At 62.5% G+C, this 23,272-nt stretch carries 19 protein-coding genes; 9 read left to right on the plus strand and 10 right to left on the minus strand.

The genetic code is table 11. The features are described 5' to 3' along the window. Positions 1-2: 2 nt before the first annotated feature. The 5 genes from NKI31_RS12885 to NKI31_RS12905 form a co-directional block, all read right to left on the minus strand. Positions 3-1,142 carry an ABC transporter ATP-binding protein gene (locus tag NKI31_RS12885; protein WP_023689322.1) on the minus strand — a complete coding sequence of 380 codons (1,140 nt, stop codon included), beginning with the start codon at positions 1,140-1,142 and terminating at the stop codon, positions 3-5. Positions 1,143-1,225: 83 nt separating this feature from the next. Beyond that, entirely contained in the window at positions 1,226-2,323 is a 1,098-nt protein-coding gene (locus tag NKI31_RS12890; protein ID WP_023669323.1) for a polyamine ABC transporter substrate-binding protein, read from the minus strand. A 425-nt stretch (positions 2,324-2,748) separates the two neighbouring features. Next, positions 2,749-3,702 carry a DMT family transporter gene (locus tag NKI31_RS12895; protein ID WP_023689324.1) on the minus strand — a complete coding sequence of 318 codons (954 nt, stop codon included), beginning with the start codon at positions 3,700-3,702 and terminating at the stop codon, positions 2,749-2,751. Positions 3,703-3,863: 161 nt separating this feature from the next. Next, entirely contained in the window at positions 3,864-4,763 is a 900-nt protein-coding gene (locus NKI31_RS12900; protein WP_031193251.1) for a DUF2167 domain-containing protein, read from the minus strand. 148 nt (positions 4,764-4,911) lie between these two features. Beyond that, positions 4,912-6,339 carry a helix-turn-helix domain-containing protein gene (locus tag NKI31_RS12905; protein ID WP_023727761.1) on the minus strand — a complete coding sequence of 476 codons (1,428 nt, stop codon included), beginning with the start codon at positions 6,337-6,339 and terminating at the stop codon, positions 4,912-4,914. A 249-nt stretch (positions 6,340-6,588) separates the two neighbouring features. Here NKI31_RS12905 and aceA point away from each other — a divergent pair, with 249 nt between their 5' ends. From aceA to NKI31_RS12920, 3 genes are all read left to right on the plus strand, one after another. Then, positions 6,589-7,878, plus strand: a complete 1,290-nt coding sequence (gene aceA, locus NKI31_RS12910; protein ID WP_023751978.1) for an isocitrate lyase — start codon at positions 6,589-6,591, stop codon at positions 7,876-7,878. Between the two features lie 51 nt (positions 7,879-7,929). Continuing rightward, positions 7,930-8,172, plus strand: a complete 243-nt coding sequence (locus NKI31_RS12915) for an SMc00767 family acetate metabolism repressor (protein ID WP_023669318.1) — start codon at positions 7,930-7,932, stop codon at positions 8,170-8,172. 276 nt (positions 8,173-8,448) lie between these two features. Continuing rightward, the gene (locus tag NKI31_RS12920) at positions 8,449-8,910 is read left to right on the plus strand and encodes a response regulator (RefSeq protein WP_023751977.1); all 462 of its coding nucleotides are present in this window, start codon (positions 8,449-8,451) and stop codon (positions 8,908-8,910) included. Between the two features lie 29 nt (positions 8,911-8,939). Here NKI31_RS12920 and NKI31_RS12925 read toward each other — a convergent pair whose 3' ends face one another. Next, positions 8,940-9,647 carry an HAD family hydrolase gene (locus NKI31_RS12925; protein WP_023729066.1) on the minus strand — a complete coding sequence of 236 codons (708 nt, stop codon included), beginning with the start codon at positions 9,645-9,647 and terminating at the stop codon, positions 8,940-8,942. Positions 9,648-9,794: 147 nt separating this feature from the next. Between NKI31_RS12925 and NKI31_RS12930 the strand changes: the two genes are divergently transcribed. The 3 genes from NKI31_RS12930 (at position 9,795) to NKI31_RS12940 (ending at position 13,766) form a co-directional block, all read left to right on the plus strand. Then, a complete protein-coding gene (locus tag NKI31_RS12930) occupies positions 9,795-11,231 on the plus strand; it encodes a glutamine synthetase family protein (RefSeq protein ID WP_023669313.1) in 1,437 nt (478 codons plus the stop codon). 127 nt (positions 11,232-11,358) lie between these two features. After that, entirely contained in the window at positions 11,359-12,645 is a 1,287-nt protein-coding gene (locus NKI31_RS12935) for an NAD(P)/FAD-dependent oxidoreductase (protein WP_352651759.1), read from the plus strand. A 275-nt stretch (positions 12,646-12,920) separates the two neighbouring features. Then, the gene (locus NKI31_RS12940; protein WP_352651760.1) at positions 12,921-13,766 is read left to right on the plus strand and encodes an SH3 domain-containing protein; all 846 of its coding nucleotides are present in this window, start codon (positions 12,921-12,923) and stop codon (positions 13,764-13,766) included. Positions 13,767-13,792: 26 nt separating this feature from the next. Here the strand turns inward: NKI31_RS12940 and NKI31_RS12945 are convergent, their stop codons facing one another. Next, the gene (locus NKI31_RS12945) at positions 13,793-15,088 is read right to left on the minus strand and encodes a Mur ligase family protein (RefSeq protein ID WP_031193252.1); all 1,296 of its coding nucleotides are present in this window, start codon (positions 15,086-15,088) and stop codon (positions 13,793-13,795) included. 180 nt (positions 15,089-15,268) lie between these two features. Beyond that, positions 15,269-16,015 (minus strand): SDR family oxidoreductase, encoded by a 747-nt coding sequence (locus NKI31_RS12950; RefSeq protein WP_027049416.1) that lies wholly within the window; start codon positions 16,013-16,015, stop codon positions 15,269-15,271. Positions 16,016-16,337: 322 nt separating this feature from the next. Here NKI31_RS12950 and zwf point away from each other — a divergent pair, with 322 nt between their 5' ends. From zwf to edd, 3 genes are all read left to right on the plus strand, one after another. Then, positions 16,338-17,807 (plus strand): glucose-6-phosphate dehydrogenase, encoded by a 1,470-nt coding sequence (gene zwf, locus NKI31_RS12955; protein WP_023701815.1) that lies wholly within the window; start codon positions 16,338-16,340, stop codon positions 17,805-17,807. Beyond that, positions 17,789-18,505, plus strand: a complete 717-nt coding sequence (pgl, locus tag NKI31_RS12960) for a 6-phosphogluconolactonase (RefSeq protein ID WP_023669306.1) — start codon at positions 17,789-17,791, stop codon at positions 18,503-18,505. The genes zwf and pgl overlap by 19 nt, the downstream gene beginning before the upstream one ends. A 64-nt stretch (positions 18,506-18,569) precedes the next feature. Continuing rightward, positions 18,570-20,393, plus strand: coding sequence for a phosphogluconate dehydratase (gene edd, locus NKI31_RS12965; protein WP_352651761.1), 1,824 nt, complete (start codon positions 18,570-18,572; stop codon positions 20,391-20,393). Between the two features lie 67 nt (positions 20,394-20,460). Here the strand turns inward: edd and NKI31_RS12970 are convergent, their stop codons facing one another. Then, positions 20,461-22,119, minus strand: a complete 1,659-nt coding sequence (locus tag NKI31_RS12970) for a vWA domain-containing protein (protein ID WP_352651762.1) — start codon at positions 22,117-22,119, stop codon at positions 20,461-20,463. A gap of 149 nt (positions 22,120-22,268) precedes the next feature. Beyond that, complete coding sequence (locus NKI31_RS12975) at positions 22,269-23,267, minus strand: GlxA family transcriptional regulator (protein WP_032888631.1); 999 nt, start codon at positions 23,265-23,267, stop codon at positions 22,269-22,271. Positions 23,268-23,272: the final 5 nt, after the last annotated feature.

The following is a 23,272-nucleotide window of genomic DNA, read 5'->3' on the forward strand; positions in this document are numbered from 1 at the left end:
CCCTACCGTGTCAGCACGACGCCGGCATCCGGCCGGAAGGAGACCCAGGCGCGGTCGTTCCAGGTCAGCGGGTCCTCGGTGACTCGCGCCGCGTTGAGCGCGCTTGCCCTGATGATCTGCCCGTCATCCAGCCGGATGTGGTAGACGGTCATGTCGCCGAGATAGGCAACGTCGTAGACCTCGCCCTCAAGCGCATTGACGGCGTCGGCCGGTTTCGTCGAGGACACCTTGATCTTCTCCGGCCTGATGGCGAAGACGATGTCGGAACCGGCCTTTGTATCGGTGCTGTTTTCGACCACGATCTGGGCCCCTGTCGCGCCGGTGATGCGCGTGGTGTTTGCCGCACGCTCGGCGACCTTGCCCTCGAACATGTTCACATTGCCGACGAAGTGGGCAACGAAGCGCGAACTGGGGGCTTCATAGACTTCCGCCGGCGTCGCCACCTGCATCACCTCGCCCTTGTCGATGATGGCGATGCGGTCGGCCATGGTCATCGCCTCTTCCTGGTCGTGGGTGACGACGACGAAGGTAAGGCCGAGATTTTGCTGTAGGTCCATCAGCTCGAACTGCGTTTCCTCGCGCAGCTTCTTGTCGAGCGCGCCGAGCGGCTCATCGAGCAGCAAGACTTTTGGCCGCTTGGCAACCGAGCGGGCGAGCGCGACGCGCTGGCGCTGGCCGCCCGACAATTGGTGCGGCTTGCGCTTGGCGAACTGCTCTAGCTTCACCAGCTTCAGCATCTCGGCGACGCGCTTTTCGATATCCGGTCCCGGCATGCCTTCCTGCTTGAGGCCGAAGGCAATGTTCTTTTCCACGCTCATATGCGGGAACAGCGCATAGGACTGGAACATCATGTTGACCGGGCGGCGGTAGGGCGGGATGCCGCGCAAATCCTGGCCGTCGAGAAGGATACGGCCGGCGGTGGGCTCCTCGAAGCCGGCAAGCATCCGCAGCAAAGTCGACTTTCCGCAGCCCGACGCGCCGAGCAGGGCGAAGAACTCGCGCTCGAAAATGGTCAGCGACAGATTGTTGACGGCGGTGAAGTCACCGAACTTCTTGGTGACGTTCTCGAATTGGATATATGGCTTGGCGTTCGGGTCGTTCCATGGCGCGAAATCCCTGCGGATGCTGCCAAGCGATTTCATGTCCCACTCCGTCCTATTTTTTTGCTTCTTGCCCCAGAGAAGAATGGTCCCGGCAGGTGGCTGCCGGGACCATGTCGCATTGCTTACTGGCCGGTGACGATCTTGGTCCAGCTGCGCGTGATCAGGCGCTGGGTCTTGGGATCGTAGGGCTGGACCGTATAGAGCTTTTTCAAGGTCTCGGCGTCCGGATAGACCGCCGGATCATCCAGCAGCGCCTTGTCGACGAACTGCTGCGAAGCCTTGTTGCCGTTGGCGTACAGCACATAGTTGGACGACTTGGCGATCACTTCCGGCTTCATCATGTAGTTGAGAAATTCGAGTGCCTCGGCGGCATGCGGCGCATCGGCGGGAATCGCCATCTGGTCGAACCACATCTGGGCGCCTTCCTTGGGCACGGAATAGCCGATCTCGACGCCTTGCTTGGCCTCGACCGCGCGGTTGCGCGCCTGGAAGACGTCACCCGACCAGCCGACCGCCAGGCAGATGTCGCCGTTGGCGAGCGCGTTGATGTATTCGGACGAATGGAATTTGCGGATATACGGACGCACCTTCAGCAACGTCTCCTCGGCCTTGGCGATGTCGTCAGGTGAGGTGCTGTTCGGATCGAGGCCGAGGTATTTGAGCGCCGCCGGGATGATGTCGGCCGGCGAGTCCAGCACATAGACGCCGCAGTCCTTCAGCTTGGCCAGGCTGTCGGGATTGAAGAACACATCCCAGCTGTCGATCTTGTCGGTGCCGAGTGCTGCCTGCACCTTCTTGATGTTGTAGCCGATGCCGACGGTGCCCCACATGTAATTGATCGAGTATTCATTGCCGGGATCGTATTTGGCGGTCCGCTCCGAAACCGTGTCCCACATGTTGGAAATGTTGGGCAGCTTCGACTTGTCGAGCTTCTGGAACACGCCGGCCTGGATCTGGCGCGCCAGGAAGTTGCCGCTGGGCACGACGACGTCATAGCCGCTGCCGCCGGCAAGCAGCTTGGTCTCGAGGATTTCATTGGAATCGAAGGTGTCGTAGACGACCTTGATGCCGGTCTCCTTAGTGAAGTCGTCAATGATCGAACTGTCGATGTAATCCGACCAGTTGAAGACGTTGACGACGCGATCCTCGGCATGGCCGCCAACGGCGAAAAGCGTCAGAAATGCCGAGGTTGCCGAAAGCCAGAGCGCTTTGCGGATCATGCTGTTCTCCTTTGATGAGTGTTCCTTCGCCAAGTCGTCGCTGTTCGAGCGCGATTGGGCATTTGCTTCAGAGTATTGAGCTTTCCGGGCAGCCACAAGCATGAACTGCCAGCGCCGTCCGGGCGGTTCGACGAGCGGCAGATGATGGCTCTGTGTGCCCGCATGGCGGGCGCGCTGACGCCGTCAGAGGCTTTCGCCGCGGCGCTGGCAGGGATACGACGCTGTGGTCCGGTCTTGGTCCGACCGGCGGGGACACTTGGCAAGATAAGCCTGTCTTGTTGTTGCCGTGCCCCAGCCTGCCCGTGCCGCAGCAAGGTTGTCAATGGGCCGCGCGGGGAAGCTCGGTCAATAGGGCGTGCGGCTTCGCTAATTGGGGAAAGACGGGCGTAATTAGGGAAGACGGGCTCAACCAAGGGAAAGGCGGGTCAATTAGGGGATGGCAGGCCGGTGGTCCCCGGCCGTGCAGGTCTCGCCTGGCGCTTGAATTCAAGCGCGATATGGACGAGCAGCGCGGCGACCACCACCGCGCCGCCGATGATGGTGCGCACCGAGGGCACCTCGCCATGAACGAGCCAGACCCAGATCGGTCCGAGGATCGGCTCGAACGTGCCGAGGAGTGCTGCGATCGCCGCCGGAACCAGCCTCGCGCCGGTGGCGAAGAAGGCAAGGCCCAGGCCGAGATTGATGACGCCGAAGGCAAACAGGAAAGCCATGTCGTGGGCCGACGTGGCAAACTGCGTGGCTTGCGATGCGGCGAAAGCCGCTGCCAGCATCGTGCCGAGGCACGTCGCCGGCGTCATGCGCACATGGGCGAAGCGCCGGGTGATGACGGTGGCAATCGAGAACATGACGGCGATCAGCAGCGACAGCCCGTCGCCGATGGGCGATACGGCGCCGTCGAGCGATTCCGACACCATGATGGCGACGCCGGCGATGACGGCGGCGATCGCCACCCAGGTCGCGACGGCGACGCGTTCGCGAAACAGCACCCAGGCAAGCAATGCCGCCAGCAGCGGCACACCGGCCTGCATCAACAGGATATTGGCAACGGTGGTGTAGGCGAGCGCGACAACGAAGCACGTCGACGCCGTGGCGAAACAGACGGCCACGGCAAGGCCGGGCAGGCCCATGTCGCGAAACAGCCGCAACATGCCGCGCCAGCCGTCGCGCCAGGCCATGAAGCAAATCAGGAACACAGCCGCCCACAGCGAGCGCCAGAACACCACCGTCCAACTGTCAGCGGTGTCGATGAAGCGGGCGATGGTGCCGCCAAAGCTCCACATCAGCGCCGACAGGAACACCAGCAGCAAGCCGACCCGCTCTTCGCGCGGCGAGACGATCGGCGATGCGGCGATTGGAGAAGATGCGGTATCGGTCATGGGGTGCGACTGTCGGCTATCTCGGGGCGGCATGATGCACAATGGACGACAGAAACGTGCCGCATTCGCCTAGCGCATAGGCTACCGCCGGAGGTGATCCAGCCCGGCATTCCCTTTGGCGCACCGCCAACCGGCAGCCATACGGGCAAACACCGCCGTTTCTAGGACGTGCCCTTGTTGCCGCGGATAAAGCGCCAAAGACCAGCCAAGGGTACCAGCAGCAGAATGCCGAACTTTTTCAGGGCGATGAGCGCGACCGCAATCAGGCCGGCCTTTGCCGCGAGTTTTCCAGCGATGAGGCCGCCAATGCCAACCGCGGCGACCGTGTCGGTGCCTGGCAGAAAATCGGTGTATTTCTTGCCGGTGTTGAAGTCCGCCACGCCCAGCACTTCGTCCAGGCTCTGCTTGATCTCCGGCAATTGTTCAACCGTAGCGATGTAGCTCATCACGAAGACGCCTTCCCGGCCGAGGAAACGGACGTCGTAATTGAGCGTGTGGACGGTATCGTCTCCGAACTGCAGTTCCTTGGCCCAGTGCAGCCGCTTGTGGACGAAATCATAGACCGGCGGCGAGGCCCAGCCGATCAGCTTGATCGGGGGAAAGCCGTCCTTCACCCGCTGATCGTTGGCCGACAATGTGTCCGCCTGCATGCTGCTCAGCAATTCGGTGTAGTCGATGGATGCGGCGTCGGCGTCATCGACATGGCCGATCTTTTCATAGCGCAATTCGATGCCCCAACCGTTGCCGGCGATGGGCTCGTACTTGGCCGGGAAGATCATGCCGATTGCTTCGGACGCGGTATCAGCCGGATTGCCCCAGGCCTCGGTCAGGACGGACGTCGCGTCCTTCTTGCCCAGAAAATAGAACTTGTCCTTGAGATCGAGATGGATGCCTTCGGGAAGGTCGACCGCGCCGGTCTTTGGATCGATCTTGTCCAGGAATGCCTTGCCGTCGTCACTATACTGTTGATAGTCCTTGAAGAATTCCGAGGATTTTTCTGCCAGAACAGGCCCCGCCAAAAGGGCAAGCGCCACGCCAAGCCACAAAGCTTTCCTGTTCATAAGCCGTCCCCCTTGGCTGCCCTGCAGCTCACCTTCGATAGCGCAGCGCCGATGCTTAATCAATATTTGGTTCGGCGATGGTTCGGGCCGCGCTCTATTGCTTAGCGCAAACAGCTGCGGTCTTCCGCGACCTCCTGCCCGAGAAGCATCACTGGAAATCGAAGGCGCTCAGGCCCGTCGCCATCTCGTCCAGGCCCAGCGGACGGGTCACCGGCGGCTCGGCGCGGGCGAGGCAGCCGATGCGTTCGCACAGCCGACAAGCGGGACCGACCGGCGTGGCGGCGCCCTGTCCGGCCTTTGCCGGCAGCCCGGCGCCATAGACGATCTCGTCGCGAAAGCCGATATCGCAGCCCAACAGCAGCGCGGTGCGGCGCGGGCGCTCGGAGAACGAACCCTGCGGCCCCTCGAGCGTGCGTGCGATGCAGAGGAACTCGGCGCCGTCGGGCATTTCCACCGCCTCGACCAGGATCTGGCCAGGCGAAGCGAAAGCGGCATGGACCGGCAGTTTCGGGCAGCCGCCGCCAAAGCGGCTTTGCGGAAAGCCCTGGCCGCCGGCCTTGCGGAAGCGGTTGCCGGCATTGTCGACCTCGAGCATGAAGAACGGCACTCCGGACAAGCCAGGACGCTGCAGCATGGTCAGGCGGTTCGCCGCCTGTTCGAAGGAGACGCCGAAACGCGAGCGCAGCACATCGATGTCGTAACGAGCCCGCACGGCGGCGGCATGAAAGGCCTGATAGGGCATCATCAAGGCATGGGCGGCGTAGCGGCCGAACTCGAAGCGGGCGAGCCGGCGGGCTTCGTCCGTACCGAGCTTCAGCGCCTGAATTTCGCCGGCGATCGCGACCGTCATGCGGATCAGGCAGGCCTCCATGGCGACTTCGCGCAACTGGTCGAACGGCGACAGCCGCTCCGATAGAAAAAGACGCTGCGAATGACGGTCATAACGGCGGCGCCAGTTCGGCATGGTGGCGACCGGCAGAACCTTGACGACGATGCCATACTCGCGCTTCAGCCACGCCTTCAGCGCGCCGAACAGATCGTCGCCGGGGTCGAGCATCGAGGTGAAGGCCTCGGCCTCTTCCTCCAGTGCTGCAAAATGGTTCGGCCGGCGCTCGAAAATCTCGTGCACTTCGTCGATCGGCAGCCGCGCACCGGACAGCGCCGTGGCGCGGCCCTCGCGCGCCAGAAGCTCGTTGAGATCGGACAGCCGCTCGGCCTGCTCGCGGTAAGCGCGAAACAGTTTTATCATCGCAGCCGATGCGTTGGGGGCTGCCTCGGCCAGTTCGATCAGTTCCTGGTCGCCCGGCAGCTCACCGGCAAGCAGCGGGTCGCCGAACACTTCCTTCAAGGCCGAGATCGACCCTCTCGCCTCACCCTGCAATTCATGCGGGTCGACCTTGTAGACAGAGGCCAGCTTCAGGATCAGTTGCACCGTCAGCGGCCGCTGGTTGCGCTCGATCAGGTTGAGATAGGACGGCGAGATGCCGAGCCCCTCGGCCATCGCCGTCTGGGTCAGGCCTTTGGCGATGCGGATGCGGCGGATGCGCGGCCCGGCGAATATCTTCTGGTCGGCCACCGGCTTTCCTTGACAGGAATTTACACGACTTGCGAGCGATGAACGGCGCACTATCTTTTTACAATCATGACAGGTTTACAGCGGCGAGCAGTCAAACACAACACAGGTTTTCTCTTATTTTCTACCGGAAATGGCGGTTTTCCTCGCTCTCGTCACGGCGCAATGTAAATGATGTCACACACAGACGACGCACACCATCCCAGGGGCGCGGCGTTTCAAGACACGGCATCGATTGATCTGGAGTGACCAATGACTGATTTTTACAATCTTGTCCCATCCGCGCCCGAAGGCCGCTTCGACGGCATCGAACGAGCCTATTCGCCGGACGATGTGAAGCGGCTGCGCGGGTCGGTCCAGATACGCCAGAGTCTTGCCGAAATGGGCGCCAACCGGCTGTGGAAGCTCATCCACGAGGAAGACTTCGTCAATGCACTCGGCGCCATGTCGGGCAACCAGGCGATGCAGCAGGTGCGTGCCGGGCTGAAGGCAATCTATCTCTCGGGCTGGCAGGTCGCCGCCGACGCCAACACCGCGTCGGCCATGTATCCGGACCAGTCGCTCTATCCCGCCAATGCGGCGCCCGAACTGGTCAAGCGCATCAACCGCACGCTGCAGCGCGCCGATCAGATCGAGACCTCGGAAGGCAACGGCCTGTCGGTCGAAACCTGGTTCGCGCCGATCGTCGCCGATGCCGAGGCCGGCTTCGGCGGACCGCTCAACGCCTTCGAGATCATGAAGGCGTTCATCGAGGCGGGCGCTGCCGGCGTCCACTATGAGGACCAGCTGGCCTCTGAGAAGAAGTGCGGCCATCTCGGCGGCAAAGTGCTGATCCCGACCGCCGCGCATATCCGCAACCTCAACGCGGCGCGTCTGGCGGCCGACGTGATGGGCACGCCGACGCTAGTCGTGGCACGCACCGATGCGGAAGCGGCAAAGCTTCTGACCTCCGACATTGACGAGCGCGACCAGCCTTTCGTCGACTACGATGCCGGCCGCACGGTTGAAGGCTTCTACCAGGTCAGGAACGGCATCGAACCGTGCATCGCGCGCGCCATTGCCTATGCGCCGCATGCCGACCTGATCTGGTGCGAAACATCCAAGCCCGATCTGGCGCAGGCCAAGAAATTCGCCGAAGGCGTGCGCAGGCATCATCCGGGCAAGCTGCTCGCCTATAATTGCTCGCCGTCGTTCAACTGGAAGAAGAACCTCGACGACGCGACGATCGCCAAGTTCCAGCGCGAGCTCGGCGCCATGGGCTACAAGTTCCAGTTCATCACATTGGCCGGGTTCCACCAGCTCAATTTCGGCATGTTCGAGCTGGCCCGCGGCTACAAGGCGCGGCAGATGGCGGCCTATTCCGAGTTGCAGGAAGCCGAGTTCGCGGCCGAAGTCCACGGCTACACCGCGACCAAGCACCAGCGCGAGGTCGGCACCGGCTATTTCGACGCCGTGTCGATGGCAATCAGCGGCGGCCAGTCGTCGACCACCGCCATGCATGAATCGACCGAGCACGTCCAGTTCAAGCCGGCAGCGGAATGAACTGATCGACATACCAACAGAGGAAACGCCCGAAGGGCAAGGGAGAAGAAAATGGCATCCATAAGCCGCGTCAAGGAACGTGCAGAAGAGCAGTCCACCACGATGAGTGTCGACCAACAGGCGACCATCCGCATGCTGGCCAACGACCTGCACCGGCTCAATCAATCGGTGATGAAGGCAGTCGAGGCCGGCGTCTCGGTGGAACTGGTGCGCTCGGCCCGGCATCATGGCGGCGACGGCAATTGGGGCGACCTGCTGATCCCGGTGATCGTCACGCAGAAGAGTCACGGCTGATCTTCCCTTACGGAAGCTTTGTGCTTGTGGAACCTATAGGCCCCGCCGCTCACTGGCCGATTTCAACGTCACCCGCGGGTTTTCAGCGCGGGTGACTTTCGCTTTTGAGCGTAAACTTAACTACAGTTCGAAAACAGACCTTGTCTCCGGGGTTTAATATTTCCGGCTATATTTCGCAGGCCCGTCATTTCAGCTTGACATGGCGGGCGATCTCACGCCAATTGGCTCTCGGATTTCAACCCTGCATTGAAGCAGCGCCGAGTGCCCGCCCCGCCCATGTGCCCTGTGAACCGCGAGACCGACACCGCCAAACATCTGAATTCGTCAAGCAGGGACGCGAACTCCGAGATATCAACGGATTTCTCCCACGTGCTGGTCGTTGGAAAATCGCCGATCAACCGGGTGGTGGTGTCGAAGATCGTCGAGAAGTCCGGACTGAAGCCGATCTCCGAGTCGCCCGAAATGGCGGCCAAGACATTGCGAACCCTCATTCCGGGCGCCGTCGTTCTCGATGGCGGCCCCGACAACGAGGACTGCCGCGCGCTGATTGCGGCCATCGACGCCTTGCGGCGGACATCTGGGCGGTCGCTCCCCAAGGTGATCCTGCTTTCAACCAAGACCGGCACGCCCGACAGCCTGGGTCTGTCGAGCGTGGTCGATGTGGTGGTAACCAAGCCGATCACCACCGAAAGGCTGCAGCCGGTGGTCGACCGGCTGATCAGTCTCGGGCGCGGCTGATCGCAATCCGCCCGAACGCGTGCGGGCGGTCAGCCTTCCTTGCCGATGCTCTCGATCAAAGCCGGCAGTTCGCCAAGATCTACAAGCTGACGAAAACGCGGTGCCTCGACCGGCGGCTCGACGTGTTCGAGCACCCAGGTCAGCTCGTGCGGCACATACACACCCCAGCTGCCGGCCTCGATGGCCGGCACCACGTCCGACTTGAGCGAATTGCCGACCATCATGCTGGTCTGCGGGCTGCCGTGACGGCCAAAGATCCTGGCATAGGTGGCGGCGCTCTTGTCGCTGACGATCTCGACGGCATCGAACAGGTCGCCAAGGCCGGACGCCGCCAGCTTGCGCTCCTGGTCGAACAGATCGCCCTTGGTGATCAGCACCAGATGGTAGGCGCCGGCGAGCTTTTCGACTGTCTCGCGCGCATGCGGCAGCGCCTCGACAGGATGGCCGAGCATGTCGCGGCCGGCGGCAAGGATTTCGGCGATCGTCGAGGCCGGCACGCGGCCCTCGGTCACTTCGATGGCCGTCTCGATCATCGACAAGGTAAAGCCCTTGATGCCGAAGCCGTAGACGGCAAGGTTGCGCTTCTCGGCCTCCAGCAGCCGTGCCGAGATGTGCTCGGCCTCGCCATGGTCGGCGAGCAGGGTTGCAAAATGCTTCTCGGTCAGGCGGAAGAACTGTTCGTTCTGCCATAGGGTATCATCGGCGTCGAAGCCGATCGTGGTCAATTTGCCTGGCATACCGTGTCTTCTGCTGCTCGATCTGCGGGAGGTTGACCCTAATCTGCGTGGCGCGGTTTTCAACCAGGAAGGCGAAGACAGGCAGTTCCCCTTCCCTTCCATCACCGGCAGCAGCTATACTGTGAAAATTGCAACCCAAACTGGTGAATGATGCCGCCTGCGAAAAAGGAAGTCCGTCCGTCGACCCGCGGAGGACGCGTCCGAACGCCTGCCTTCGTGAAAAATCAACGCGGCGTGAAGAACTGGAAGGAAGTCAGCGCTTGGCTGGAATGGCGCGGCATCGAAGACATAGAATGCATCACGCCTGATCAGGCTGGCGTCGCGCGCGGCAAGATGATGCCGTCGAAGAAATTCACTTCCAACACCTCGCTGGCGCTGCCATCGGCAGTGTTCATGACGACGATTTCGGGCGGCTATCCCGAGGATGGCAACGGTTTCCACTATCCGGAGGATGATGGCGACCTGAAGCTGATGCCGGATCTGTCGACGTTGACCGTCGTGCCGTGGGAAGAAGACCCGACGGCCGCCGTCATCTGCGACCTCGTCCATCAGGATGGCCGTTCGGTCGAGTTCACGCCGCGCAACGTCCTGAAGCGCGTGGTAGCAGCCTATGACAAGCGCGGGCTGAAGCCGGTGGTGGCGCCCGAGATCGAATTCTATCTGGTGCGCAAGAACCCCGACCCGGATTATCCGCTGACCCCACCCGTCGGGCGTTCCGGACGGGCAATCGGCGGCGGCGCCGGCTATTCGATCGCCGGCGTCAACGAGTTCGACGAACTGATCGACGACATCTACCATTTCTCCGAAAGCCAGGGCCTGGAGATCGACACGCTGATCCACGAGGAAGGCGCCGGCCAGCTCGAGATCAATCTGCGTCACGGCGATCCGGTCGAGCTCGCCGACCAGGTGTTCATGTTCAAACGCACCATCCGCGAGGCAGCGCTGAAGCATGAGATCTATGCCACCTTCATGGCCAAGCCGATCCAGGGCCAGCCAGGTTCTGCCATGCACATCCACCAGTCGATCATCGACAAGAAGACCGGGCTGAATATCTTTTCGGCGAAGGACGGCTCGGAAACCGACGACTTCTTCCATTTCATCGGCGGCATGCAGAAGCATGTGCCGAACGCGCTGGTGATGTTTGCCCCTTACGTCAATTCCTACCGCCGGCTGACGCAGTCGGCCTCGGCGCCGGTCAACAACAAATGGGGCTATGACAACCGCACCACGGCGTTCCGCGTGCCGCGCTCGGATCCGGCGGCGCGGCGTGTCGAAAACCGCATCCCGTCTTCCGACGCCAACCCTTATCTGGCGCTGGCGGCCTCACTTGCCTGCGGGCTGATCGGCATCACCAACAAGATCAAGGCCGAGCCTCCGGTGCTGACCACCGCAAACGCCGATGAGATCGACCTGCCGCGCGGCCTGCTCGAAGCCGTCGACCTGTTTGAGGGCGACGAGGAGCTGTGCGCCCTTTTGGGCAAGTCCTTTGCCGCAACCTATGCAGCGATCAAGCGGGCGGAGTTCGAGACCTTCATGGAAGTGATCAGCCCGTGGGAGCGGGAGTATCTGTTGCTCAACGTGTAAGCGGCGACTTCGTCGTGTGAATGGTGAATAGTGAATGCTGAGTAGTCTCATATTGGATGGATGAGAGCAGACGACGTGCGTCTCGCAGCCATTCACCATTCACCATTCACCATTGGCTGGTGTCCCCATGCCTTACCAATCACCTATCTCCCCTGGTCGCTCCTGGTACGAAGACACAGCCGGACCACGCCCTGAGTACCCTGCCCTGGACGGCGACCGCAGCTGCGACGTCGTCGTCGTCGGCGGTGGCTTCACCGGGCTGTCGGCGGCCGCTCATTTGGCCAAGGCGGGAGCCGACGTCGTTCTGATCGAGGCGCATCGCTTCGGCGACGGCGCTTCAGGGCGCAATGGCGGCCAGCTCAGCACGGGTCAGCGCGCCTGGGCCGAAGAGATGGAGGCCGAATACGGCTTCTCCCGCGCCAAGGCGCTGTTCGACCTTGCCGAGGAGGCGAAAGCGCACCTGCTCGAATTCGCCGCCGTCAACCAGATCGACATCGACTATATGCCCGGCCAGTTGTCCGTGGCGCACAAGCCGCGTTATCTCGACGACTACAAGGCGCATGCCGAGATCATGGCGGGCCGCTTCAATTATCCGCACATCGCCTTCATGGATGCCAGGGAAACGGCCGAACGGCTGGGCTCCACACGCTACTTCGGCGGCACCCGCGACACCGGCACCGGACACATCCACCCGATGAAGCTGGTGATCGGCACGGCAAAGGTCGCGGCAGCGGCCGGCGCGCACCTGTTCGAGCAGACACTATCGACCGGTGTTACCTCCAGCGGCGGCAAGGTCAGGGTGACGACTTCGAGAGGAACCATCACCGCCCAGAAATGCCTGATCGGTGTAAATGCCTATGGCGGCACGCTCGAGCCGGTGAGTGCCGCGCACATCATGCCCATCGGTTCCTTCATCGGCGCGACGGTGCCGCTGGGCGTCGATTCGAAAGTGCTGCCGGGCGGCGAGGCGGTCGACGATTCGCGTTTCGTCGTGCGTTATTTCCGCAAATCCAGGGATGGAAGGCTGCTGTTCGGCGGGCGCGAGGTCTATGGCGTCAACGATCCGAAGGACATCCATGTCCATATCCGCCGGCAGATAGCCGAGCTTTATCCGGAACTGAGCGATGTCGAGATCACCCATGGCTGGGGCGGCTATGTCGGCATCACCATGCCCAGGAAACCGTTCGTGCGCGAGGTGATGCCCAATGTGATCTCGGCCGGAGGCTATTCCGGCCACGGCGTGATGCTGTCGAACTTCTTCGGCAAGCTCTATGCCCAGACCGTCGCCGGCAACCGCGACAGACTGAAGCTGATCGAGGACCTGAACATCCCGGCTTTTCCCGGCGGCCGGCGATTTAGAACGCCATTATTGTTCTTGGCACTGAACTGGTTTGCCCTGAGGGACCGAATATAGGGAAAGTATCTCACATCAGCCGTGGCTGGTACTGAGCTGATTCTATTGAGCTGTTGGTTGCCGCAGCGAGACGTTGCAGAATCCTTAACAAGAGCGCACAATTCCCCTGAAGGCGCACTGATGCCACAATCAAGGGCAAAGGATGCCGGTTCTGGGCGATTGAACGGGGATTTCTGCGGGCCTGCCCGCTTTGTTGTTGGGACCGATGCCGATCGAACGCCGGGCTGCCGGCGCCGATCGAAAGAACACCGGCTCATCTTTTGGAGGTGGCAAGAGTGAACGAGCCCTTCAGTTTCGGCGCGCCGGAACGTCGGCGCTTCGCCATGCAATTCGGTTATGACATGCGGCCCTCCTTCTGGCAGGGGGTGCGCACGAATTCGCATCTGGTGATCGCCGCGGTCGGCACCGCAGCGCTGCTTGGCGTGGCAGGCATAGCGCTTTGGCTGGCGTTGCCGGCCAACGACCGGCAAGCAGTCGCCAGCACACAGCAGAACGTTCCGACTTTTCCGGTCAAGACGACCAAGATTGCCCCGGTCGCGGCCACGGCTGCCGCGGTAGCGGCGCCACAAGCCGCGCGCAAGGGCGATGCGGTTTCATCGACGGTCGCTGCCGGTGGGGCTGCCATGCCGCCGCTGTCGGCCAACGATCCGCGCTGGACTGCGGCGCAATCCAACAGGGACCCTGCTGCGAAGCCGCCCGATCAGGCGCCTACCGAGCAGGCTGCCGCCAAACCGTCCGATGCCGCGGCATTCGAAGAACCGGCGGCGCAGGGCGACGCCACGACGCAGCTGTCAAAGGTCGCTGCTGCCGCCAATGACGACGACGCGGAAACCGCCGCCATACCGACGCCAAAACCGCAACTTCCAGACGAGCAATCTTCCGCCGCAACGAACGATACCCAGACCAAGGCCAAGCCACAGAAGGTGGCTGCTGCAGCCGGCACCGGACGCATCCTCAGGACAGTGACAATGCGCAGCGGTCCGCAGAAAAACGCCGCCGCCATCGGCACCGTGCCCGCCAAGTCATCGGTGCAGGTGATGAGTTGCAAGAAATGGTGCCAGATCGTCTACAACGGCAAGCGCGGCTGGATCTACAAGAGCTACATCAAGACCGGAGCTTGAGACACAGACGAAGCCGCCAGATCTGGTCAGCCGCCGAGCAGCCATCTGAAACGGTGTCTTCTGCGAGCAAGTTGGCGCTTCACCAGGAAATCCCGGTGTTCCTCGAACGGCACCTCATAGAGGCCGCACATTTGGCAGCTTTCGGACTTGCCGCATAGCGGGGTCCAGCATTTCACATCGTGCGTCCAGGCGAGCGCGATCCTTTCCAGATGAAGGTTAGACGAACTTTTCAGCAGAATCAGTTCTCCTGGGACCGCCGTCTGTTTGATGTGATCCGAAACTTCCTTGGGACTGCGAAGCTCAATGAACCGGCCGCTGTCGCGGTCGGCCTGGCTGGCGCGCGAGCGATGCGCATTGTCGCCCGTGTAGATGACCTCATCGGCGATTTCGCGCGCGATCTTGTATGCACTGCCGTATTTCCTCGGCGAGCCGGCGAAGTCGGATATCTGCCCAAGCACAATGCGCTTGCGAGCGACCTTGGCCTTTGCGATCATCTCCAGGGCAATGTTGAGCGAATGCCAGGGCGCTTTGGCCGTATCGACCAGGAATTTCGGACCCGCTGATACCTCTTGCACCGTAGAGCGGTTGGGCAGTGGTGCAAACGATGCCGTTCTCGCTACGACTTGCTCTGGCGGGACGCCAAGTTCCAAGGCGGCGGCAACAGCCGCTGCAGTCGGCAGCCAGAATTGCTCGCCGGGAAAAGGCGCTTGAATATTCAGGCTGCCACTGCGCCAATGAAGGGTGAACCGCAGCAATTCCGGATACGCGGCATGCACGTCACTCACGCGGTAGTCTGCCTCGCCGGACTGGCCGAAGGTCGCAATCCGGCATTTCGCGCCAGACGCCATGCCGATCACCAGTGGGTCATCGCAATTGAGAACCGCAAGTCCATCGGGTTGGAGTGCCTCGACCAGCGCCCGCTTCTCTCCCGCCACAGCTTCCAGAGTCCTGAACTTGCCGAAATGCTCCAGACGGATCATCGTAACCACCGCCACACTCGGCTTCAGCATCTGCGCCATGGCGCTGATCGTGCCGAAGTCGGAAGCGCCGGCTTCGAAAACGACGTAATCGACTTTGCCGGCCTTCCTCAGGCGCTTGTAAAGCGTTCGAACCAACACCTTCATAGTGTTGGCCAGAACCTGTGTGTGGACCGAACCGTGGCCAGCCAGGATGTGTCCAAGCAGGCTTCCCGCCGTCGTCTTGCCGGAGCTTCCGGTAACGCCGATGAAAATTGCCTTGCTTCGCGCCCGCGCACGCGTGGCCAGGTAAAGCCGCAGCCGCCATCCCAGATCATAGCGACTTTTCTGCTGCCTGATCTTCATCACCCGCCAACACTATCCACGATCCCGTTATGCCTTTCGGGTGATCGAGAAGTCAAACTGGGGTCCGGCGTGACGACGTCAACTGTTCGTTCCTCGGCCGGCCGGCGCACCGATGCGAACTTTTGCCGACGTTGCTCTGTCTGCCGTGCATTGCGAACAGCGAGGTACTTCCCGAATTGCTCAAATGCAGCGGCCGCCGTCGACCTCCAGCGCCACGCCGGTGATGAAGGCGGCTTCGTCCGACGCAAGCCAAAGCGCAGCGTTGGCGATATCGAGCGGCGTCGACAGACGGCCGAGCGGTATCGAGGCACGGAATTTCTCGCGGATCTCGGGCGTGTCAGTGCCCATGAATTTCTCCAGCATGCCGGTCTCGCCGGCGACCGGGCAAAGGCAGTTCACGCGGATGTTCTTGGGCGCGAGTTCGACCGCCATCGACTTGGTCGCGGTGATCGCCCAGCCCTTCGAGGCATTGTACCAGGTGAGCCCCGGACGCGGCCGCAGACCGGCGGTCGAAGCCGTGGTCAGGATGACGCCGCCGCCCTGCCGCTCCATGATCGGCACCACGGCAAGTGCGGCGTGGTAGATCGCCTTCATGTTGACTGAAGTGATCAGGTCGAAGGTCGCCTCGTCGACGTCGAGCATGTCGCCATTGCGATGGGTGTAGCCGGCATTGTTGACCATGATATCGATGCGGCCGAAGGCGCTTTTTGCGGCATAGACCATCTCGTCGAATTCGGAACGCTGCGAAACGTCGGTCTGGGTCCAGATCGCGGCCTGGCCGATCTCTGCTGCAACGCGCTCCGCGCCCTTGGCGTTGAGGTCGGCGACGACGACCTTGGCGCCCTCTTCGGCAAAGCGCCTGGCCATGCCTTCGCCGAAACCTGACGCAGCACCCGTGATGACGGCAACCTTGTTTTCCAGACGCATGCTTTTTCCGCTCATTGAAGACCCACCTCGCAAGCGCATTTTTCCTTTTTGTTTGATGCGTGTCTGTCTCCCAGAACCGCTTCGCACTTCTGGGCGACACGCATTAGCTTTCGTCACATTCCCGCTTTATGTTGCAGGCGCGAAAGCCCCGGGACCATCGCTTGACGAAAAGCCTCCGGGTGGCAGCCAGTGTCAAGGCACATTTGGAGCGAATCAATATGCAGTGATTTGGCCTTGATGTGACACCATGGCACTGGATAGTTTAAATCGATTAGATTATATCCTGCCGCGTCACAGCGAGCGGCGTCAAAGCGGACAGACCATGACCAGCCAGATCATTCCCGTCGAGCCTTTCGACTTCATCATTTTCGGCGGCACCGGCGACCTGTCGGAACGCAAGCTGCTGCCCTCGCTCTACCACCGCCAGCGCGACCACCAGTTTTCCGAGCCGACCCGCATCATCGGCACCTCGCGCTCCAAGATGAGCGACGAGGAATTCCAGGCTTTCGCCAAGCAGGCGATTTCCCAGCATGTGAAGCCGGCCGACATCGACGCCGAGGAACTCAAGACATTTCTTGCCCGGCTGTCCTACGTATCGGCCGACGCGACGACGGGTGCCGGCTTCGACAAGCTGAAAAAGGCGATCGGCGAAAGCGACCGCATCCGCGCTTTCTATCTGGCGGTGGCGCCGGCGCTGTTCGGCGACATCTCGCACCAGCTGAAAGCCCACAATCTCATCACGCCGAATTCACGCATCGTGCTGGAGAAGCCGATCGGCCGCGACCTCGATTCGGCGCGCAAGCTCAACGACGTGGTTGGAGACGACTTCCACGAAAGCCAGATCTTCCGCATCGACCACTATCTCGGAAAGGAGACGGTGCAGAATCTGATGGCGCTGCGCTTTGCCAACGCGCTCTATGAGCCGCTTTGGAATTCTGCCCATATCGACCATGTGCAGATCACGGTAGCCGAGACCGTCGGTCTTGAAGACCGCGTCACCTACTACGACAAGGCCGGCGCGCTGCGCGACATGGTGCAGAACCACATGCTGCAGCTGCTCTGTCTGGTTGCCATGGAAGCGCCATCGTCGATGGATGCCGATGCCGTGCGCGACGAGAAGCTGAAGGTGCTGCGGGCGCTGAAGCGCATCAACGGCAATGAGGCACCCAAGCACACCGTGCGCGGCCAATACCGCGCCGGCGCCTCTGCAGGCGGCGCGGTGAAAGGCTATGTCGAGGAACTTGGCAAAGACAGCTCCACCGAGACTTTCGTCGCCATCAAGGCTGAGATCGGCAATTGGCGCTGGGCCGGCGTGCCATTCTATCTCAGGACCGGCAAAAGGCTGGCGACCCGCGTTTCGGAAATCGTCATCGAGTTCAAGCCGATCCCGCATTCGATCTTCGGCGACAGCGCCGGGCCGATCTCAGCCAACCAACTGGTGATCCGGCTGCAGCCCGACGAAGGCGTCAAGCAGTTCATCATGATCAAGGATCCAGGCCCGGGCGGCATGCGGCTGCGCCAGATTCCGCTCGACATGAGCTTTGCAACATCTTTCGACGGCCGCGCGCCGGACGCCTATGAACGGCTAATCATGGATGTTATCCGCGGCAACCAGACGCTGTTCATGCGCCGCGACGAGGTCGAGGCGGCATGGAAGTGGATCGACCCGATCCAGAACGCCTGGGAAAGCGCCAGGCAGGAGGCGCAAGGCTATACGGCCGGCACATGGGGTCCCTCGGCCTCGATTGCGCTGATCGAACGCGACGGGCGGACATGGCACGAAAGCAGTTGAGCGAGCCCGTCTATAACTGGAACGGCTTTGCCGGGCGCCAGGACCTGGCGGCAGCCCTTGCCGGCAATGTCGCGGCGCGCCTGACCAAGGCCATCGACGAGCGCGGCACGGCCCTGCTTGCCGTTTCCGGCGGCACCACGCCGGCAAAGTTCTTTGCAGCACTTTCGGCCATTCCGATCGCCTGGAACAAGGTGACGGTGACGCTGGTCGACGAACGGTTCGTGCCGGCCTCCTCGCCGCGCTCGAATGCGGGGCTGGTCGCGGCCAACCTGCTGCAGAACAAGGCGGCTGCCGCGCACTTCGTGCCGCTCTACCATGAGGCGGCAAGCATCGAGACCGCCGCGGCGGCCGACGATGCGGCGCTGAAGGCTCTGCCCTGGCCCCTCGATGTCGTCGTGCTCGGCATGGGCGGCGACGGCCACACCGCCTCGTTCTTTCCCGACGCCGAGAATCTCGGCGATTTGCTCGACCCGGCCTCATCAAGGATCGTGCTGCCCGTTCACGCGGCAAGCGCCGGCGAGCCCCGGTTGACGCTGCCGCTGGCGCGGATCGTCGACGCCGGCTTCATCGCGCTGCATATAGAAGGCGAGGACAAGCGCACCGCCTTCGACGGTGCGATGGGACCGGGTGCGAAAAAGCCCATCCGCAAAGTGCTCGAAGCGGCACCCACCCCGGTAGAGGTGTTCTGGGCACCCTAATTTCACGCAAAGCAGTCCCGGCAGACGGTGGAGGACGTTCTTCCGGGGCTCGAAAGGACCGACCATGACAGCCAGACGCGACATCGAAGCCATCACGGAACGCATCCGCCAACGCTCGAAAGCCGGCCGCGAGCGCTATCTCGGCCGCATCGCCGAGACCTCCAGCCGCGCCGCCAACCGGGGGGTTCTGTCTTGCGGCAACCTCGCGCATGGCTTTGCCGTCTGCAGCCCGTCTGAAAAGCTGGCGCTCGGCGCCGACAAGGTGCCGAACCTCGGCATCATCACCTCCTACAATGACATGCTGTCGGCGCATCAGCCCTTCGAAACCTTCCCGGCGCTGATCAAGGAAGCCGCGAAGGAAGTTGGCGGAATCGCGCAAGTGGCCGGCGGCGTGCCCGCCATGTGCGACGGCGTGACCCAGGGACAGCCCGGCATGGAGCTGTCGCTGTTTTCGCGCGACGTCATCGCCATGTCGGCGGCGATCGGCCTGTCGCACAACATGTTCGACGCCGCCGTCTATCTCGGCGTCTGCGACAAGATCGTGCCCGGGCTGGTGATTGCAGCCCTCACCTTTGGCCATCTGCCGGCGGTGTTCGTGCCGGCAGGGCCGATGACGACGGGCCTCCCCAATGACGAGAAGGCCAAGGTTCGCCAGCTCTATGCCGAGGGCAAGGCTGGGCGCGCAGAACTGCTCGAAGCGGAGTCCAAATCCTATCACGGGCCGGGCACCTGCACCTTCTACGGCACCGCCAACTCCAACCAGATGCTGATGGAGATCATGGGCCTGCATACGCCCGGCGCCTCGTTCGTCAATCCGGGCACGCCGCTGCGCGACGCGCTGACGCGTGAGGCGACGAAGCGGGCGCTCGCCATCACCGCGCTCGGCAACGCCTACACGCCGGTCGGCCGCATGATCGACGAGCGCTCTTTCGTCAATGGCGTCGTCGGCCTGCACGCCACCGGCGGCTCTACCAACCACACCATCCACCTCATCGCCATGGCGGCGGCCGCCGGCATCACGCTTACCTGGCAGGACATTTCCGACCTGTCGGAAGCGGTGCCGCTTCTCGCGCGCGTCTATCCGAACGGGCTTGCCGACGTGAACCATTTCCATGCCGCCGGCGGGCTCGGCTTCCTGATCCGCGAATTGCTTGACGAAGGCATCCTGCATGAGGATGTGCAGACGGTATGGGGCGAAGGTCTCAGGCCCTATGCGGTCGAAGCCCGGCTCGGCGAAGACGGCAGCGTCGTGCGTGAAGCCTCGCCGCTGCAGAGCGGCGACGAGAAGGTGCTGGCGCCGTTCAAGAAGGCCTTCCAGCCGACCGGCGGCCTGAAAGTGCTCGCCGGCAATCTTGGCCACGCCGTCATCAAGACGTCCGCCGTGAAGCCGGAACGCCGCGTCATCGAGGCGCCGGCCAAGGTGTTCGACAGCCAGCAGGGACTGAACGAAGCCTTCAAGGCCGGCACGCTGACCGGCGACTTCATCGCCGTCATCCGCTTCCAGGGCCCGAAGGCAAACGGCATGCCGGAACTGCACAAGCTGACCACCGTGCTCGGCATCCTGCAGGATCGTGGCCAGCGCGTCGCGCTGGTCACGGACGGGCGCATGTCTGGCGCTTCCGGCAAGGTGCCGGCGGCGATCCATGTAACGCCGGAAGCGGTCGAGGAAGGGCCGATCGCCAGGATCCATGACGGCGACATCATCCGGCTCGACGCCGATGCCGGCACGCTGGAAGTGCTGGTGCCGGGGCCAGAGCTCGCGCTGCGCCGCACGGCCGACATCGATCTCATCGGCAACGAGTTCGGTTTGGGCCGCGAGCTGTTCGCCGGTTTCCGCCAGCTGGTCGGCCGCGCCGACCATGGCGCCAGTGCTTTCGCCACTGCCTGACCAGATTGCCTTATCCATGAAAAAGGGCGACTCGTGGCCGCCCTTTTTTGCGTTCGTCCATACGATCCTATTGCACCGTGAGCTCGGCTCGCTCGCCGGCCTTGACCGTTACGGTGCCTTCCTTCGAGCTGTTGTCCGACTTCTCCGAAACGACCACATAATCGCCGGTCGCTATCGCCGCCTGATACTTCTGGTCGTAAGCGTAGCCAAGCGACTTGCGATTGCCGTTGATGTCTTTCTTAGCCTCGAAAATCTCGATCTTTGAAGCGCCGGGCGCGGTGATTGCCAGCACGCCGGCGTTCATGGCGACCTTCACATCCTGGAATTCGCCGACCTTGACGGTGAACGGCCGCTCGACGACCGCGAGGTCGACCGTCGCAATCAACACATAGTCATCGGCCGGCAGATCGAACTTGCTGTCAGGGCCATAGGAGTAGGTCACCTCTTCCCTGGTCCCGTCGATCTTCTTTTTCGCCTTGAAGACCTTGAAGCCGATGCCTGAACCATCGGCCTTGTCGCCGCCGGCGACATAGTAGGCGTTGGCCACGACATGCCCGACGCCGACGATGATGTCCTTTTCGACCGTCTTGCCGGCAGCGAGCGGAATCGTCTCGGTAGCCACGACCTGGCCGATGGTGACAGTCACTTTCTCGTCGCCGGCCGGCAACACCACCTTGGTGGTGCCATAGTAGGTCGCGGGGTTATCGGCGCCCGGATAGTCGATCACGACAGCCGCGCCATCGACAACATCCGCCCCCACGCTTGGTCGCGGATGAATGATGAGCGTGCCGGCATTCAGGGTGAAGAGCGGCTTGTAGATCTGGCTTGCCTCGACCTTGAGCTTTTGTTCGGTCTTGGCCTCCCCGTCGCGCGCGACGATGATGTAGTCGCCCGGCTCCAGATTGCCCTTGTAGGCGCCGTATTCGGTGGTGACGTTGTCGCCACGCGTGCCATCAGGCTTGGCCTTGTAGACCTCCCAGGCATTGCCGTCGGTGATCGGATCGCCGCCTTCCGCCATGACCACGCTCGGGATGAAATTGAATTCGGGCTTTGCCGGTTCAGGGGCAGGCGCCGGAGCGGGTTCGGGTGCCGGCGCCGGAGCCGGCGCGGCGACGGTTTCGACCAGTGCTTCCTGCAGCGCCTTCTCGTCCGAGGCCTGGATATATTTGCCGCCGGTGTTGTCGGCAAGGCAGGCGATCTGCTTGCCCTCGTCAGCGGTCAGGCCGAAGCCGACGACGTCGACGGTGAAATCGACGCCTGAGGCCTCCAGTTCCTTGCCCAGCGCGCACGGGTCACCTTCGCAGGTTTCAAGCCCATCGGTGATGAGAACCACGGTCGCCTTGTCCTCGGTGTATTTCAGAGCTTCGGCCGCCTGCTTGACGGCTGCGGTCAGCGGCGTCTTGCCGAGGAATTTCAGGCTGTCGGCAGCGGCCGAAATGGCGCTAGCCGAGCCGGCTTGCGGCGGCACGATCAGCTCGATGTCGTCGCAGCTGCCCTTTTCGCGGTGGCCATAGGCCATGAAGCCGATCTCGTCGTCGCCCGGGACCGACTGCAGCACGGTCCTCAGCGATTCGCGCGCGATCTCGAGCTTCGGCTTGCCGTCAATCTGGGCCCACATCGAGCCCGAAGCGTCAAGAATGATGATGACCTTGTTGGCGGCAAAGCCGAGCGAAGTCATCGACAAAAGGAGCAGCGCCGCAGCGACGCTCCGCAAAAGTCCCGCCATGGAAATCTCCTTGAGACCGCCCTCTGATCCGCGCCGGAAGCTATTTGACGGCGCGTCCGGGCACAAGCCCCGGAGCGGGTTACGAACGGTTGCCGTGTAACAGGATCGGCGCCGGCCGAGGCCTGTTCCGAGGCCGGCTCAGCACCGCGTCAGTACGTGGTGCGCCGCTCTTCGGAAGGCGGACGGCCGAACTGCAGCCGATAGCTCTGCGCGAAATAGGAGTGCGAGGTAAAGCCGGTGGCAATGGCCACGTCGAGGATCGGCATGTTGGTCTGGCGCAGCAGTTCGCGCGCCCGCTCAAGCCTGAGCCGCATGTAGTAACGACCGGGCGTGACGCTCAAATGGCGCAGGAACAAGCGCTCGACCTGGCGCACCGACAGGCCCGCCGATTTGGCAAGCTGCACGGCTGATAGCGGCTCGTCGAGATGGTCGGCCATCAGTTCGACGATGCGCCTTAGCTTCTCCGACTTGCCGGTCAGGTCGCGCTCCGGCCCGACGCGCTGGCGGTCGCCGGCGGAGCGGATGCGCTCATGCTGGAACTGGTTGGCAACGCCGTTGGCGAGGTTCGAGCCGAAGTCGCCACGCACGATCTCCAGCATCAGGTCGATCGAGGTGGTGCCGCCGGCGCATGTGTAGCGCTTGCGGTCGATCTCGAAGACGTTGCCGGTGCAATTGATGTCGGGAAAGCGCTCGACGAAGCCGGCGCGGTTTTCCCAATGGATGGTGCAGCGATAACCTTCGAGCTGACCGGCTTCGGCCAGGAGGTAAGAGCCCACCGACAGCGCGCCCAGCGCATTGCCGCGCCGGCCCCAGCTGCGCAGCGCCGCCAGCACCTTGCTCTTGCCGGGGAACTCGACCGACAGGCCCACCGACACGAACAGGATATCGACCGGCGGCAAATCGGCGACGGCATAGTCGATCTTGAGCGGCAGGCCGTTGGAGGCCATGACGGGATCGCCGTCGGCCGAGACCGTCGTCCAGCCATAGAAATCGCGGCCGAGCAGGCGGTTGGCCGAGCGGAAGGTATCGATCGCCGCTGCCAACGAAAACATCGAAAACTTGTCGACCAGCAGGAACGCGAATTGCCGGCCCCCTTGAACGGGATCATCCACGACCGGCCGTTCAGAGGGAATGGTAAGGTTCGGCAAAGAAG

This window comes from Mesorhizobium sp. M0659 (assembly GCF_040320605.1).
Taxonomy (GTDB): domain Bacteria; phylum Pseudomonadota; class Alphaproteobacteria; order Rhizobiales; family Rhizobiaceae; genus Mesorhizobium.